This is a genomic window from Pseudomonas sp. F1_0610 (assembly GCF_047470865.1).
Lineage (GTDB): Bacteria > Pseudomonadota > Gammaproteobacteria > Pseudomonadales > Pseudomonadaceae > JAZDRH01.
Map to the genome: position 1 here is coordinate 53,904 of NZ_JAZDRH010000018.1, position 14,497 is coordinate 68,400.

At 42.4% G+C, this 14,497-nt stretch carries 15 protein-coding genes; 8 read left to right on the forward strand and 7 right to left on the reverse strand.

The genetic code is table 11. From position 1 onward, the window contains the following. Positions 1 to 74 precede the first annotated feature (74 nt). Together VQ643_RS10985 and VQ643_RS10990 are read left to right on the forward strand one after the other, a co-directional pair. The gene (locus VQ643_RS10985; RefSeq protein WP_414199819.1) at positions 75 to 1,346 is read left to right on the forward strand and encodes an ATP-binding protein; all 1,272 of its coding nucleotides are present in this window, start codon (positions 75 to 77) and stop codon (positions 1,344 to 1,346) included. A gap of 10 nt (positions 1,347 to 1,356) precedes the next feature. Beyond that, complete coding sequence (locus VQ643_RS10990) at positions 1,357 to 1,917, forward strand: response regulator transcription factor (RefSeq protein WP_414199820.1); 561 nt, start codon at positions 1,357 to 1,359, stop codon at positions 1,915 to 1,917. Positions 1,918 to 1,937: 20 nt separating this feature from the next. Here VQ643_RS10990 and crp read toward each other — a convergent pair whose 3' ends face one another. Next, entirely contained in the window at positions 1,938 to 2,582 is a 645-nt protein-coding gene (crp, locus tag VQ643_RS10995; RefSeq protein ID WP_414199821.1) for a cAMP-activated global transcriptional regulator CRP, read from the reverse strand. 191 nt (positions 2,583 to 2,773) lie between these two features. Between crp and VQ643_RS11000 the strand changes: the two genes are divergently transcribed. Next, positions 2,774 to 3,202 (forward strand): OsmC family protein, encoded by a 429-nt coding sequence (locus tag VQ643_RS11000; RefSeq protein ID WP_414199822.1) that lies wholly within the window; start codon positions 2,774 to 2,776, stop codon positions 3,200 to 3,202. A gap of 209 nt (positions 3,203 to 3,411) precedes the next feature. Further along, a complete protein-coding gene (gene speD / locus VQ643_RS11005; protein WP_414199834.1) occupies positions 3,412 to 4,206 on the forward strand; it encodes an adenosylmethionine decarboxylase in 795 nt (264 codons plus the stop codon). Positions 4,207 to 4,250: 44 nt separating this feature from the next. On the opposite strand, the gene coq7 is transcribed toward speD, so the two are convergent. Both coq7 and VQ643_RS11015 read right to left on the reverse strand, forming a co-directional pair. Further along, positions 4,251 to 4,898, reverse strand: a complete 648-nt coding sequence (coq7, locus tag VQ643_RS11010; RefSeq protein WP_414199823.1) for a 2-polyprenyl-3-methyl-6-methoxy-1,4-benzoquinone monooxygenase — start codon at positions 4,896 to 4,898, stop codon at positions 4,251 to 4,253. Between the two features lie 86 nt (positions 4,899 to 4,984). After that, positions 4,985 to 5,323, reverse strand: a complete 339-nt coding sequence (locus VQ643_RS11015; protein WP_414199824.1) for a histidine triad nucleotide-binding protein — start codon at positions 5,321 to 5,323, stop codon at positions 4,985 to 4,987. Positions 5,324 to 5,403: 80 nt separating this feature from the next. On the opposite strand from VQ643_RS11015, the gene VQ643_RS11020 reads away from it, so the two are divergent. Beyond that, the gene (locus VQ643_RS11020; protein WP_414199826.1) at positions 5,404 to 6,879 is read left to right on the forward strand and encodes an AAA family ATPase; all 1,476 of its coding nucleotides are present in this window, start codon (positions 5,404 to 5,406) and stop codon (positions 6,877 to 6,879) included. A gap of 67 nt (positions 6,880 to 6,946) precedes the next feature. On the opposite strand, the gene VQ643_RS11025 is transcribed toward VQ643_RS11020, so the two are convergent. Continuing rightward, the gene (locus VQ643_RS11025; RefSeq protein WP_414199827.1) at positions 6,947 to 7,972 is read right to left on the reverse strand and encodes a DUF805 domain-containing protein; all 1,026 of its coding nucleotides are present in this window, start codon (positions 7,970 to 7,972) and stop codon (positions 6,947 to 6,949) included. A gap of 116 nt (positions 7,973 to 8,088) precedes the next feature. Further along, the gene (gene hemJ, locus VQ643_RS11030) at positions 8,089 to 8,514 is read right to left on the reverse strand and encodes a protoporphyrinogen oxidase HemJ (RefSeq protein WP_414199828.1); all 426 of its coding nucleotides are present in this window, start codon (positions 8,512 to 8,514) and stop codon (positions 8,089 to 8,091) included. A 165-nt stretch (positions 8,515 to 8,679) separates the two neighbouring features. Here hemJ and argC point away from each other — a divergent pair, with 165 nt between their 5' ends. Together argC and erpA are read left to right on the forward strand one after the other, a co-directional pair. After that, a complete protein-coding gene (gene argC / locus VQ643_RS11035; RefSeq protein ID WP_414199829.1) occupies positions 8,680 to 9,714 on the forward strand; it encodes an N-acetyl-gamma-glutamyl-phosphate reductase in 1,035 nt (344 codons plus the stop codon). Positions 9,715 to 9,790: 76 nt separating this feature from the next. Next, positions 9,791 to 10,141, forward strand: coding sequence for an iron-sulfur cluster insertion protein ErpA (gene erpA, locus VQ643_RS11040; protein ID WP_414199830.1), 351 nt, complete (start codon positions 9,791 to 9,793; stop codon positions 10,139 to 10,141). Between the two features lie 41 nt (positions 10,142 to 10,182). On the opposite strand, the gene VQ643_RS11045 is transcribed toward erpA, so the two are convergent. Together VQ643_RS11045 and VQ643_RS11050 are read right to left on the reverse strand one after the other, a co-directional pair. Beyond that, a complete protein-coding gene (locus VQ643_RS11045) occupies positions 10,183 to 11,274 on the reverse strand; it encodes an anhydro-N-acetylmuramic acid kinase (RefSeq protein ID WP_414199831.1) in 1,092 nt (363 codons plus the stop codon). Between the two features lies 1 nt (position 11,275). Beyond that, on the reverse strand, positions 11,276 to 12,721 hold the full coding sequence (locus tag VQ643_RS11050; RefSeq protein WP_414199832.1) for a peptidoglycan DD-metalloendopeptidase family protein: 1,446 nt from the start codon (positions 12,719 to 12,721) through the stop codon (positions 11,276 to 11,278). Positions 12,722 to 12,970: 249 nt separating this feature from the next. Between VQ643_RS11050 and tyrS the strand changes: the two genes are divergently transcribed. Continuing rightward, positions 12,971 to 14,167 carry a tyrosine--tRNA ligase gene (gene tyrS, locus VQ643_RS11055; protein ID WP_414199833.1) on the forward strand — a complete coding sequence of 399 codons (1,197 nt, stop codon included), beginning with the start codon at positions 12,971 to 12,973 and terminating at the stop codon, positions 14,165 to 14,167. Positions 14,168 to 14,497: the final 330 nt, after the last annotated feature.

Here is a 14,497-nt window from a genome sequence, read left to right on the forward strand (position 1 = left end):
ACTGCGGTGTGATGACGCACAAAGGTTTTCTGAAAAATCACTTGCTATACTCAATAGCTATTCAGGAGAGATTCATGCTTGCACCTGCCCACTTATTATCAGCTAGTCGCCAGAATTTAGGCCGTTTAGTTATTATTCGCATGTTAGTGCTGATGGCGCAGGTTGGCACCTTGGCTTTCGTCTATGTTACTGAAATGCTGCCATTAGACTGGCCACCCATTCTTGTTTTATTGGCACTTGCCTTTAATGGCTGTATTTTTACCTTATTGCGTTTACGTAAGGATTGGCCAGTCACTGAGTTAGAGTTTGCTGTGCAGCTGGGCTTTGATTTATTAATTCATAGTGGCTTGTTGTATTACTTAGGCGGTTCAACCAACCCCTTTGTTGCTTACTATTTGGTACCACTAACCATTGCTGCTGCAACGCTATCTTGGGTGTATTCGCTAAGTTTGACTGGCTTTGCTTTAACGGGATATACGGTTTTATTAATTTGGTACCAGCCGTTGCACTTTACTAGCAGCGCGCAAGATGCCTTATTAATTAAACTGCATCTTTTTGGCATGTGGTTAAACTTTGCGCTATCAGCTGCCTTTATAACGTTTTTTGTGGTGAAAATGTCAGGAGCTGTCCGTTTACAAGATCAATTGCAAGCCTTACGTCGAGAAGAAAGCATGCGGGATGAACAGTTGCTAGCTGTAGCCACTCAAGCAGCGGGGGCAGCTCATGAGCTAGGTACGCCCTTATCGACCATGAGTGTCTTGTTAAGTGAACTTACCAATGAATATAGACAAAACCCAGATCTGCTTGAGGATTTAGCGCTGTTACGTGATCAAGTGTCATTATGCAAAAGTACTTTGCAGCAGTTGGTACGTGCATCTGAAGCTGATCGACAATTAGCCGCGGTTGAGCAGCCTATTACTGTTTGGATGCAAGCTGCTGTTGATCGTTGGCATTTGATGCGCCCTGAAGTTACCTTTCAGTATAGCTATGGTGGAAAGGGAGATACTCCTATGATTATGCCACCAGCGGATCTTACGCAATCGGTCTTAAATTTGTTAAACAATGCAGCCGATGCTTGTGCTGATGATTTACGTATTGCTCTAAATTGGGATGTACAGTGGATCAGTGTGCGCATACATGATCAAGGAGCAGGCGTGCCACTAGCTATTGCAGAACAGCTAGGAAAACCTTTTTTTACCACTAAAGGTAAAGGCTTTGGGTTAGGGCTTTTTCTAAGTCAAGCTAGCGTTACGCGAGCAGGCGGCACCGTAAAGCTATATAACGATGAAGGCGGTGGAACGCTTACGGAATTACGGCTGCCTCGCCAAAATGCTGTCTTAAGTTAAGGAGTTAAAAATGAGTGAAGAAACATTGTTTGAAGGAGAAGAATGTCCACATTTACTGCTTGTAGATGATGATCCAACCTTTACAAGAGTGATGGCTCGAGCAATGACACGCCGAGGCTTGACGGTTGACGTGGCGAGTTCAGCGGACGAAGGATTAGCGTTAGCGAAAAAAAATATTCCAAATTTGGCTGTACTTGATTTGAAAATGGAAGGTGATTCAGGCTTGGTGTTATTGCCTAAATTACTTGAGATTGACGCTGATATGCGGGTTTTAATCTTGACAGGCTACTCGAGTATTGCAACTGCTGTAGAAGCTATTAAACGCGGTGCTTGTAATTATTTATGTAAGCCAGCAGATGCGGATGACGTGCTAGCGGCATTGTTGTCCGAGCATGCTGATTTAGACAGCCTAGTCCCAGATAATCCCATGTCAGTTGATCGCTTACAGTGGGAGCATATTCAGCGGGTATTATCAGAGCATGATGGTAATATATCAGCCACGGCTAGGGCGCTAGGTATGCATCGCAGGACGCTGCAGCGTAAGCTACAAAAACGCCCTGTGCATCGCTAAAAATGAGTAAAAATGGCACCTTAGCGGGTGCCATAAACAACCATGGTTTTTCCTTTCACTTGGACAAGATGTTGGTCTTCCAAGTTTTTTAACACACGTCCGACCATCTCACGTGAGCAGCCAACAATACGGCTAATTTCTTGGCGAGTAATTTTAATTTGCATGCCATCAGGGTGCGTCATAGCATCTGGCTGCTTGCAAAGCTCAAGCAATGTATGCGCCACGCGGCCAGTTACGTCTAAAAAGGCTAAGTCCCCAACTTTACGTGTTGTGTCTTTAATGCGCTGAGCCATTTGACGGCCAATGGTGTGCATAAGCTCAGGGTGCTGTTGGCTGAGTTCTTTGAACTTAGCATAGCTAATTTCCGCAATTTCACAGTCTGAACGTGCGCGCACCCAAGCGCTGCGCTCATCAAACTCGTTATTCTCATTGAATAATGCGAGCTCCCCAATAAAGTCACCTTTGTTTAAATAGGCAATAATCATTTCACGGCCATCATCATCCTCAATTAGAATTGTGACAGTCCCGCGAATGATATAAAGCAGCGAATCACTAGGATCGCCTGCAAAAATGATAGTACTCTTATTAGAGTAATGTTTGCGACGCGAGTGCGGCAGTAAAATGTCTAATAATTTTGCTTGAGGTGAGGTGACTAGTGGCAGCATGATTCACTCCGTGTGTTAATGATTGCCTTTCAGGCAAAGGCGCTGACCGAATATTAAAATGGTTTATATGTATATATAATTTATATTTAGAAATAATGCATCTTATAAATGAATAGATAATTACTTGATACTAAAGTATAGGTTAAAAGTTTTTATAAGTCGCTCCATCTGGATATTAAAGAGGAAAAGCAATGAAAGCTCGCGTGCAATGGGTTGAAAATGTGAAGTTTGTCGCAGAATCTGGTTCAGGTCATGCACTAGTTGTTGACGGACCGCCCGAACATGGCGGACGAAACATTGGACCACGCCCAATGGAAATGATTCTAATGGGATTAGGAAGTTGCAGTAATTTTGACGTGGTTAGCATTTTGAAAAAATCACGGCAAGACATTTTTGGTTGTGATGTGGCGATTGAGTCAGAGCGCGCTGAGACCGAACCAAAGGTATTCACTAAGATTCACCTAAGATTTACCGTGACCGGTCGTAATTTAAAAGAATCTGTGGTGCAGCGAGCCATCGATTTATCAATGGAGAAGTACTGTTCTGCTTCAATTATGCTGGGTCGAGCAGGAGTTGAAATTCGTCACAGTTTTGAAATAGTTGAGCTTAATACTAACTAAGACTAAAAAACGGCTTGTAACTCTAGCTTAGAAGGCTGCTCATCTGCATAATGGCGCAGCCTTTTAGGCGTATGTTTCACATACTTTATAGCCACAGTCGCATAGCGCAGAGGTGAATAATGCCCTACGCGATTAAGTCTAATTTGCTTAATCGACAGGCGTGCACAATAAACACGCGGTATATCCGCATTAATGAAGAGATTGTAGCCGTGCCAAGCAAACTCAAGCTACATGGTTTTAATAACCTAACTAAGACGTTAAGTTTCAATATCTATGATATTTGTTATGCTCAATCTAATGCAGATCAGCAAGCCTATATTGAATACATCAACCGTGAGTATGATGCAGAGCGCTTAACGCAAATCTTAACCGACGTTGTTGATATCATTGGTGCTAATATTTTAAATATTGCTCGCCAAGACTATGAGCCCCAAGGCGCCAGTGTCACTATTTTAATTTCTGAGCAACCAGTCGAACCTACGGCTAGCCAGATAGAGGAATCGCCAGGCCCTTTACCTGAAACCGTGTTGGCGCACTTAGATAAAAGCCATATCACTGTTCATACTTACCCTGAGGTTCACCCAGTAGATGGGATAGCTACCTTCCGCGTCGATATTGACGTCTCTACCTGTGGCGTGATCTCCCCACTTAAAGCATTGAACTATTTAATTCATCAGTTCGATTCGGACATAGTGACAGTTGATTACCGTGTACGTGGTTTTACGCGAGATATTGAAGGGCGCAAGCATTTTATTGATCATGAGATTAACTCTATTCAGAATTATTTATCTGATAATGCGCGTGCAGCCTATCAAATGACTGACGTAAACGTGTATCAAGAAAATCTATTTCATACCAAAATGCTGATTAAAGATTTTGAATTAGATAACTACTTATTTGGCGATGCGACGGGTAGCTTGTCATATGAAGAACGCCATGATGTTGAAAATCGAGTACGACATGAGATGTTGGAGATTTTTTACGGGCGTAATATGCCACATTGAGTGAGTTGCAAAGTAAAAAGCCCGTTCGTTGAACGGGCTTTTTGTTATATGCGGTAAGTGCTAGCGGTCATCACTTTGGCCAGCTGGCTCATACCCCATTTCACAAGACGAGGAAAACGATAACCACCTGCTTCTAATGCTGTTGTGGAGTGCTGCTCCTCATCAATTCGCATTTGCTCTAGGATGGCGCGGCTGCGCATATCATTGGTTGGCAAGCGCTCTAAATGGTGATCGAGGTGCTTGCATACTTGATCCTCAGTGGCCGCCACAAAGCCTAAGCTCACCTTATCACTGATCAAACCAGCAGTAGCACCCACTGCAAAAGATAAGCCATAGAAAATAGGATTGAGTACGCTGGTATGGCTTCCCAATTCATGAATGCGCTGCTCACACCAAACTAAATGGTCAATTTCTTCTTCAGCGGCATGTTCCATTGCTTCACGTACATCTGGTAAGCGGGCAGTGCTGGCTTGTCCTTGATATAACGCTTGAGCACAAACTTCCCCAGTATGATTAATTCGCATTAACCCTGTTACCAGTTGTCGTTGCTGCTCATCCATTTCGCATTCAGTTTGGGAGTGTGCTGGCGATGGGCGTGAAGCTGTATTGGATCGTGGTAATAGCGTTCGTAACGCAGAATCAACTTGGCCGACTACTAGATCGAGCGGAGAATAGTGGCGCTGAAAGGACATGCTCAGCCTCCTGCAAAATAAAAAGAGTGTACCTGAATCCGTCGTTAAGGTGATGCGTCGTATCAAAATACAACGCAATCAAGTCGTTAGCCTGGAGGCCAAGACATACTGCGCTGGCCTAAAACATGCAAATGAATATGATAAACCGTCTGCCCACCCAGTTCATTGCAGTTCATTACCACGCGAAAGCCTTGCTCACAACCCAGCTCTTTCGCTAAACGCTGAGCAGTAAATAAAATATGTCCAGCCAGTAGCCTATCTTCTTCTGTTAAATCGTTTAACGTTGCAATATGCTTCTTGGGAATAACAAGAAAATGCAAAGGCGCTTGTGGGGCTAGATCATGAAAAGCGATAACTTTATCGTCTTCATAGATTTTTTTGCTGGGAATAGCTCCCGAAGCAATCTTACAAAAGATACAATCCATAGAGAGCTCCATTTTTTATGAGTGGCTTGAGTGTACCTTGCAAAACTATTGGGAGCTAGCCTACAGGTTAAGGAAAAACAATGAAAAATGATGTGCGTGATTTGCAACTTGTATTGGACGCTAGAACTCGCCTTGTAGCTATTGAGTCATGGGATGAAGTACAAGTATTACAAACCTTGACCCATTTAGCGATGCAACGAGGCGATATGCTATGGCTATGGTCATGTACTGAAGGCTTGCAACAGGCTTCTTTTACTGGAATACCTGATCAGGATTCGCGTGAAGCGGAGAGGGCTTTAGTTCAAGTAAAAAACTCAAACAGAACAGGAATTTTTGTTTTCTGCGATTTGCACCCTTTTATGAGCGAACCAATAATTGTGCGTTTATTAAAAGATATCGCCATGGCGCAAGGTATAGATCGCCCTACAGTGATATTGGTGTCCCATGCACTGAATTTACCTGTTGAAATTCAACGTTTTGCTGCCCGATTTAATGTTTCATTACCTTCTGAAGACGAACTACTGAGTATTGTACGTGAAGAGGCAGCCCGTTGGTCTCAGAAAAACCGCGGTATTCGAGTGCAGACAGACAGCGTAACGCTTAAACAAATGGTGAAAAATTTGCATGGCATGAGCCATGCTGATGCACGGCGTTTAGCGCGTAAATTGATCTGTGATGATGGCGCTATTACACAAGAAGATATTCCTGAGCTGAACAAAGCGAAATTCCAGCTTCTTAATCTGGATAGCGTTCTTAGCTATGAGTCAGACACTGCACGCTTTGCTGAAGTGGGTGGTTTAACCAATTTAAAACGTTGGTTAGGGCAGCGGCGCTCGGCATTTTTTGGGCAAACCATTAAGGATATGCCAAAAGGCATGTTATTGGTTGGTGTTCAAGGAGGAGGTAAAAGTCTAGCGGCAAAAGCGGTTGCGGGCCTATGGGGCTTGCCACTGTTACGTTTAGATTTTGGTAGTTTATATAATAAGTTTTTTGGTGAAACAGAACGAAATTTGCGTGAAGCTCTAGGTCTGGCAGACCGCATGGCACCTTGTGTACTTTGGATTGATGAGATTGAAAAAGGTATTTCAACCAGCGATTTAGATCAAGGCGTGAGTCAGCGAGTACTAGGTACGCTGCTAACCTGGATGTCAGAGCGTAAAAACGCTGTGTTTGTGGTGGCAACAGCGAACAATATTTCTCGCTTGCCGCCAGAGTTAGTTCGAAAAGGTCGTTTTGACGAAATTTTCTTTGTGGACTTACCAAAACTGGAGGTTCGCAAAGAAATTTTCCGTATCCATTTGAGTAAGCGATCAATTGAAGTTAGTGATTTTGATCTTGAGCAGCTTGCTCAAACAGCAGAGGGATTTTCTGGCGCTGAAATTGAACAGGCTATTGTCTCATCACTATATGCAGGGCAAGCACGCAATGTGCAAATCGACCAAGAGCTGTTGCTAAATGAAATTATTCAAACATCACCACTATCAGTAGTCATGTCAGAAGAGTTAATGCGCTTACGGTTATGGGCAAAAGATAGAACAGTGAGTGCGGATGAATAATATGCAAGAAATCAAGCCGCTAGCTGTATAGCTAGCGACTCATTATAGTGCATAAAGATACTGATGTTTATAATCCTTTTATAGCCAGTAAAAATACAATAATGAGTAGTGCAGCATGTAAAAATGCAGCAATATGGATAGCTAATGTATTGTCAGGTGGTGCATAGCCGTAATTATTCTTTAGGTTTCCACCTGGGATAAGAAATAGGGCTATCCAAATAAGCACAGTTGCCCAGCCGGCTGCAAGATGGTTGCTAATAACACCTAGAATATGAGGTATGAAGTAGAGAAGAGTACCGACAGCGGTTGGAAGCCCTATATCATGCGCTCGTCGGATATAAATCATTAATAAAAATATATTTATAGCTAAAGCAAGAATGCCTAGTAATATTCCAGCAAACCCAGTTTTAAAGAATAGGTCTAGAGTACTTACAGAATCGGGATCTTTTGCTGCTTGATTCCCAATAAGTATCACTTGGTTTATGAATGATTCCCCACCAATAAAGACGATTAGAATGCCTAACGCTATTGCAATTAAATTAGAGTAAAAGGGCCATGCTAAAAAACGTAGCCGACCAATACGGCCTTGAAAAGTAGCAAGTTTAAATTCTTCTTCATACTCTTCAGTAAAGGCAGAAGATGATTGTGGTGTAGTGTACGCAGAAGAAACAACAGATGCTTGGCTAACTGCATGCTGTTGGGCGTTAAATTTGCTAACAATTAGCCCGCAATTACTGCAGGTATCACTGGTCGGCTGCTTTGTGTAACATTTGGGACAGGTCCAGCTATTGTCACCATTTCGAGTCGCAGTGCTATATTCGTCTTCAATAGCCTCAACTGTCCATAAACTGCTAGCGGGTTTATCTAGTTGTTTATGCGTCACTACGCCAATATGTAAGAGTGTTTCTATGTAGTTGTCCGCCTGCGCTGATGTTAGCCCAGATTTTAATGTTACAGGAGAACCAGCAAAAAGCTTTTCAACAACCTCTCGAGGCTGTTTAAATAGGCGAGATAGGCTTTCTAAAGCTTGCTCTTTTGTTATGAGTGGCAATAACTCACCTTTAAATATCACTTTGCAGTTCTTCTGATCCATCCTTCTATCCTACGTTGAAAAGCTAGTATTTATTACTAAAAAAGCCTTATTATAGATGCTTATGCTTGTATTTAGCAGCTGAATTAAACAAAAGTGTGAAGTGGCTGTGATAATAGTCAAAAAGGCTTTAATATAGCTAAAAATATAATGCCTATTAAAAGTATAACAGGTGCTTCATTAAACCAACGATAAAAAACATGAGACTTTCGGTTGTTATTGTTATTGAATTTTTTATAAAAAACACCGCATAGCAAATGGTAAATTATTAAAACAAAAATTAAAGTAAGTTTTAAGTGTAGCCAACCGCTTTTTAGCCAACTAGGATTCATATACAACATACAACCACCAAAAATTAAGGTGGCTATTAATGATGGCGTCATAATGCCACGGTATAGCTTGCGTTCCATAATGCAGAAGCGTTCATGGCTAATTCTATCTTCGCTAGCTGCATGGTAAACAAATAAGCGTGGCAGATAAAATAGACCAGCAAACCAGCAAACCATAGCAATTAAATGTAGGGCTTTAAAGCTGAGATAGAACATGATAGGGCCTTGTAGATAGTGTAGCCCTGATTATATCAATATCTTGTAAAATCTGCCTGTGATGCTATGCCGCATTAGTTGTATGATTGAATTTTTTACAAGCAATCATCTTTTTAATCACTCATAGCGTATGATACAGCAATAGATGATGGGTAGGAGTTGTTCATGTTAAAGGTGGGCATTGTTGGTGGTACAGGCTATACCGGTGTAGAGTTGCTAAGAATTTTAGCATTGCATCCCCATGCACAAGTAGAGGTGATTACCTCTCGCTCAGAGCAAGGCATGCAGGTTGCGCAAATGTATCCTAATTTGCGTGAACACTACCCAGATTTGCGCTTTAGTAATCCGAGCGCGCAAATGTTGAGCCAGTGTGATGTCGTATTCTTTGCCACGCCGCATGGGGTAGCCCATGGTTTGGCAGGTGAGTTACTGGCTTTAGGAACTCGCATTATTGATCTATCAGCGGACTTTCGCTTACAAGATGCACAGCAGTGGGCACAGTGGTATGGGCAGGAGCATGGGGCGCCAGAGTTGCTTAGCGAAGCCGTTTATGGGTTGCCTGAAGTTAATCGAGAAGCTATCAAACAGGCACGTTTAATAGCCGTTCCCGGTTGTTACCCGACAGCCGTGCAGTTGGGCTTTATCCCTTTATTAGAAGCGGGTTTGGCTAATGAAAAACAGCTCATTGCAAGTTGCGCTTCTGGTGTGAGTGGCGCTGGGCGTGGTGCAAAAGTAGGCTCTTTGCTCTGTGAGTCTAGCGAAAATGTAATGGCTTATGCTGTGGCTGGGCATAGGCATCTCCCTGAAATTGAACAAGGCCTCACACGTGCAGCAAAAAATAAGGTTGGCCTTACTTTTACGCCACATCTTGCACCTATGATTCGCGGCATTCATGCAACGCTTTATAGCACAGTGGTTAATCATCACATTGACTTGCAAGCCTTATATGAACAGCGCTATGCAAATGAACCTTTTGTGGATGTATTGCCAGCTGGTAGCTATCCACAAACTCGTAGTGTACGCGGCTCAAATATGTGTCGTATTGCGATTCATCGGCCACAAAATCAAGATATAGTTGTTGTACTTTCTGTCATAGATAACTTGGTTAAAGGGGCATCTGGCCAGGCTATACAAAATATGAATATTATGTTTGGCGTTGCGGAAAACGCAGGTTTACAAACAGTAGCCTTAATGCCTTAATAGTTGACCAATGCCATCAAGTAAGCTCTATAATATGTCTTATTAGGTTTACGACCATAAGTCGGGAGAATTCTGAATGACTGTTGAATCTTTCACCCCAGCCGCTATGCAATTTACTGAGTCTGCCGCGCATAAGGTGAAATCCTTAGTCACGGAAGAAGGGAATCCACGCTTAAAATTACGCGTATTTATTACGGGCGGTGGTTGCTCTGGTTTTCAGTATGGCTTTACCTTTGATGAAGAGGTAGCTGATGACGACACTATTATTGAAAGAGAAGGTGTAAGTCTTGTCGTTGATCCAATGAGCTTTCAATATTTAGCTGGTGCAGAAGTCGATTATGAAGAAGGTTTACAAGGCTCGCGCTTTGTCATTAATAATCCTAACGCAACTACGACTTGCGGATGCGGCTCATCATTTTCAATTTAAGTGCTAAATAAAACAAAAATGGCGCTTTGCAGCGCCATTTTTTATGCAGGATAGATAGCTCCCAGCACTCGAAGGCCTTTAGCACCGGTTACTTCAGGACGGTTTGCTGGTATTTTGTGCATGCAGCAGTGTGCTAACCAAGCAAAAGCCATTGCCTCCATCCAGTCAGCCGGAACACCTAATTCATCGGTTGTGGTGACCTTAATAGTGGGTAATAAACGCTGTATTCTATGGAGCAAATAACTATTGTGCGCACCACCGCCACAAACAAATACTGCTTCGCATTTGGGCATCGCCTTTAGTAATGCTTCGCTAATACTAGTAGCAGTTAACTCCACTAAAGTTGCCTGTATATCTTGTTTGGCTAAATGCCTATGGTTTTGGAGTTGGTTTTCAAGCCAAAACTGATTGAAAATTTCTCGTCCTGTACTTTTAGGCCCAGTAGCTGAAAAAAACGGGTCACTGAGGAGTTGCTCAAGTAAAAAATCATTAACTTTACCTGAAGCAGCCCAGCTGCCTTGCGCATCGTAATGCACATGTAAGTGGGTATTAATCCAAATATCTAATAGAACATTGCCAGGTCCGCAGTCAAATCCGTAGACTCTTTTATCTTCTGTAAGCAGGCTAAGATTGCTAAAGCCGCCAATATTAAGTACAGCGCAGTTAGCAAGGTCTTGGCTAAAAAGATGTTGGTGAAAGGCAGGAACTAAAGGAGCACCTTGGCCACCGGCTGCTATATCACGTCGCCGAAAGTCAGCAACTACAGTGATATGGGTAAGTTCAGCTAATAGCGCAGGGTTGCCTATTTGTAGCGTAAATCCTTGAGCAGGCTCGTGGCGTATTGTCTGGCCGTGGCTGCCAATGGCGCAAATATCTTTTGCTGTTAGCGTATTGGCATGCAAAATATGCTTTACCCCAGCAGCAGCTAGTGTAGCCCACTGGTTTTCGGCAAGTGCAGCCTTTTCAATTTCATTATGGCTAGGAGTGCAAAGCTCAAGTAATTGCTGCTTGAGCTTTGCAGGCATTGGAATAAAGTGGCTATCAACGAGTTGAGTTGTTCCGCTTTCTCTTGTTAGAACGATATCAATTCCGTCTAAGCTAGTGCCTGACATAATACCAATATAAAAAGACAACTTATTCTTCCAGATCTAACTCGGCGGCTTCTTCTGTTGATGCTTTGGCTAGCATGGTTTTACGCTCAGTATCCATTTGCGCCATAAGTGGTTGGCTTATGGTTTTAAAGCGAGCTAACTCTTTACTATTTAAAGGATCTGCAGTGGGTAGCTTTTGGCTCAAAGGATCAACGTGAGTACCATTTACTTGGAACTCATAGTGCAAATGTGGACCAGTTGCTAGCCCCGTCATACCAACATAGCCTACAACTTGACCTTGAGTAACTCTGCTACCTGATTTTAAACCTTTAGCGATATTTTTCATGTGAGCGTAAAGTGTTTGGTATGAGTTGCCATGTTTAATGATAACAGTATTACCATAGCCACCGCGCCAACCTGCATGAATCACAGTACCATTACCTGTCGCTACAATAGGGGTGCCTGTAGGGGCGGCATAATCAACGCCTTTATGAGCACGAATTTTATTGAGTACGGGGTGGCGGCGACCTGGGTTAAAACGAGAACTAATCCGGCTGAACTCTACAGGCGTTCTAATAAAAGCTTTACGCATGCTACGGCCTTCAGCTGTATAGTAGCTAGCAATACCATGAGAGTCAGCATAACGAATAGCCGTGTATTCTTTCCCTTTATTCACAAAGCGTGCTGCTAGAATTTTACCAGCGCCTACCATTTGTCCATTTACTGTTTTTTTCTCGTAAATTAACTCAAACTCATCGCCAGAGCGTATATCTTGCGCAAAGTCGATGTCATATCCAAAAATATTAGCTAAGGCTAGAGTCGTTGAGTAAGGTAGGTTAGCTTCTTTTGACGCTCCCATCAAAGAGCTATGAATCACGCCTCGGGTATACTGCTTTTCTATTTCAGGAACAATAACATCTTTTGCAAACTTAAAATTATCAGTTTCAGGGTCTTTAACTGCAGAGATGCTTTCAAGTTTATTTAGAGCTATAGATAAGGAAATCAAGTCGCCTTCAGGGCTTAATTCAAAGACTAATTCTTGTCCAGCATTGAGGCGGCTAAAGGCTTTAGCTTCTTTATGGCTATTTAGCACTTTATACATAGTACTATTGGTTAGGCCGGCCTGGTTGAACATAGAGGATAAGGTATCACCACTGTTTATAGTCAGCTTCACTACTTTATTAGTAGGTAAAACAGAATTGATGTGGAAGTTCGTAGCGTTAATGCCTGGAATAAAAGTTTCACTAATAGGTGAAGCCTTTTTGGCGAAGTGGGGCTGATTGAGCAAATCTTCAAGCGATAAGGCTTGTGAGAAATTCTCAGTATCTAACTCTGAAGTGTCTAGGTTCAGATTGGAAAATGTTTTTTTAGCCTCTACATCTTGAGATGGATAGATAAGTAACGAGAGGCCTACTAATGCGAATATACTGCCAGCCACTAAAAGCTGGTTTTTTGTATAACGCTTCGCTATTGGAGTCTTAGTAATCATAGGCGAGCAATACTGAAAAATAATGGCAAAATAATAGTAAAATGAAATTAAGTCGAAACCGCTGTGAGTTCAAGCAAATACTTGAGAAGCACTGTGCTACGTCAATCTTTCTAGCTTAGCAGTCTTTTGTGAAAAAAAAGTTGCTTTAGTTCCGCAAGCAACAAATAAAACATATTTTTCGGTTGTTTTTACAGCTTAATCTTGTATCGTGAAGTTTCTTAATTCATGTTTGTTATCGTGGAATAGTTGATGAAAGCCGTTGAAGAACAATTGGCGCTCCTTAAGCGTGGAGCTGAAAACCTTTGGGTTGAGTCAGAGTTGGTAGAGAAATTAAAGACAGGACGTCAGCTGCGTGTAAAGGCAGGGTTTGATCCAACTGCACCAGATTTACACTTAGGGCATACTGTTGTTTTAAATAAGCTACGTCAGTTTCAGGAGTTGGGACACAAGGTTCTATTCTTAATTGGCGACTTTACTGGCAGTATAGGTGATCCTAGTGGGAAAAGCGCTACACGCCCTCCGCTCACCCGAGAGCAGGTATTAGCTAACGCTGAAACCTATAAAGAACAAGTATTTAAAATTCTTAAGCCTGAGTTGACCGAAGTTGTATTTAACTCAACATGGTTAGACAAGCTATCTCCTGCAGACTTTATTCGCCTGGCTTCGCGCTATACCGTGGCGCGTATGTTAGAGCGCGATGACTTTCAAAAGCGCTACACGTCGCACCAACCTATAGCTATTCATGAATTCTTATATCCACTAGTTCAGGGATATGACTCTGTTGCTTTGCAAGCTGATGTGGAGCTAGGCGGTACAGATCAAACCTTCAATGTCTTAATGGGGCGCGAATTACAGCGCAGCTATGAGCAGGAACCACAATGCGTTATCACAATGCCTTTATTGGAAGGATTGGATGGCGTCAATAAAATGTCCAAATCTTTAGGTAACTATGTTGGTATTAGTGAAGCGCCTGGCGTGATGTACCAGAAGTTGCTTTCTATGCCAGATGAACTGATTTGGCGCTACTTCGAACTTTTAAGTTTCCGCTCGCTAGAAGAAATAGAGAAACTTAAGCAGGAAATGCAAGCTGGGCGAAACCCGCGTGATATTAAAATTGAATTAGCACATGAGTTAATTACACGCTTTCACGGCGAGGAAGCTGCTGCTAATGCTCATAAATCAGCGGGTAATCGCATGGCAGATGGTGAGTTGCCAGAAGACTTACCGGAAATTACGTTGGCTACAAATGAAGCTTTACCTATTTCCGCTGTACTAAATAAAGCAGCTTTAGTGAAAAACTCAGCAGCAGCGAGAGATTTACTGAATGCAGGTAGTGTTAAAGTTGATGGGCAAGTGGTTACGCGTGACTTCATTTGTCAGTTAGATACCCCTTACTTATGCCAAGCAGGTAAGAAAGCCTTTGCTCGCATCATCTTAAAAAAGTAAAAGCACAACTTTTTTAAATTAATTGTTGACAATGAATGGGCGTGCTGTAGAATGCGCGTCCACCAACAGGGCAGCAGGTTAAACGGTTGATCTTGTTGAAGTTTCAAGGGTTTTTACTTCACAAAGAAGTTAAACGAAAGTTTAAAATAATCCTTGACACTAAGTTAGGTTGCTGTAAGATACGCAGCCTTGATTGAGACGATGAGTTGTCTTAATCACAGTTCTTTAAAAATTGAATCAAGCAATTCGTGTGGGTGCTTGTGTAGAAAGACTGAGGATCGCAAGATTTATCAGCAACACAAGTAGCTCTGTGAATTCACAAGAGTTTAT

Excerpts from the sequence above, each read along its gene's own strand:
- VQ643_RS10985 (WP_414199819.1), top strand. The coding sequence starts at position 75 with ATGCTTGCACCTGCCCACTTATTATCAGCTAGTCGCCAGAATTTAGGC.
- VQ643_RS10990 (WP_414199820.1), top strand. The coding sequence starts at position 1,357 with ATGAGTGAAGAAACATTGTTTGAAGGAGAAGAATGTCCACATTTACTG.
- crp (WP_414199821.1), bottom strand. The coding sequence starts at position 2,582 with ATGCTGCCACTAGTCACCTCACCTCAAGCAAAATTATTAGACATTTTA.
- VQ643_RS11000 (WP_414199822.1), top strand. The coding sequence starts at position 2,774 with ATGAAAGCTCGCGTGCAATGGGTTGAAAATGTGAAGTTTGTCGCAGAA.
- coq7 (WP_414199823.1), bottom strand. The coding sequence starts at position 4,898 with ATGTCCTTTCAGCGCCACTATTCTCCGCTCGATCTAGTAGTCGGCCAA.
- VQ643_RS11015 (WP_414199824.1), bottom strand. The coding sequence starts at position 5,323 with ATGGATTGTATCTTTTGTAAGATTGCTTCGGGAGCTATTCCCAGCAAA.
- VQ643_RS11020 (WP_414199826.1), top strand. The coding sequence starts at position 5,404 with ATGAAAAATGATGTGCGTGATTTGCAACTTGTATTGGACGCTAGAACT.
- VQ643_RS11025 (WP_414199827.1), bottom strand. The coding sequence starts at position 7,972 with ATGGATCAGAAGAACTGCAAAGTGATATTTAAAGGTGAGTTATTGCCA.
- hemJ (WP_414199828.1), bottom strand. The coding sequence starts at position 8,514 with ATGTTCTATCTCAGCTTTAAAGCCCTACATTTAATTGCTATGGTTTGC.
- argC (WP_414199829.1), top strand. The coding sequence starts at position 8,680 with ATGTTAAAGGTGGGCATTGTTGGTGGTACAGGCTATACCGGTGTAGAG.
- erpA (WP_414199830.1), top strand. The coding sequence starts at position 9,791 with ATGACTGTTGAATCTTTCACCCCAGCCGCTATGCAATTTACTGAGTCT.
- VQ643_RS11050 (WP_414199832.1), bottom strand. The coding sequence starts at position 12,721 with ATGATTACTAAGACTCCAATAGCGAAGCGTTATACAAAAAACCAGCTT.
- tyrS (WP_414199833.1), top strand. The coding sequence starts at position 12,971 with ATGAAAGCCGTTGAAGAACAATTGGCGCTCCTTAAGCGTGGAGCTGAA.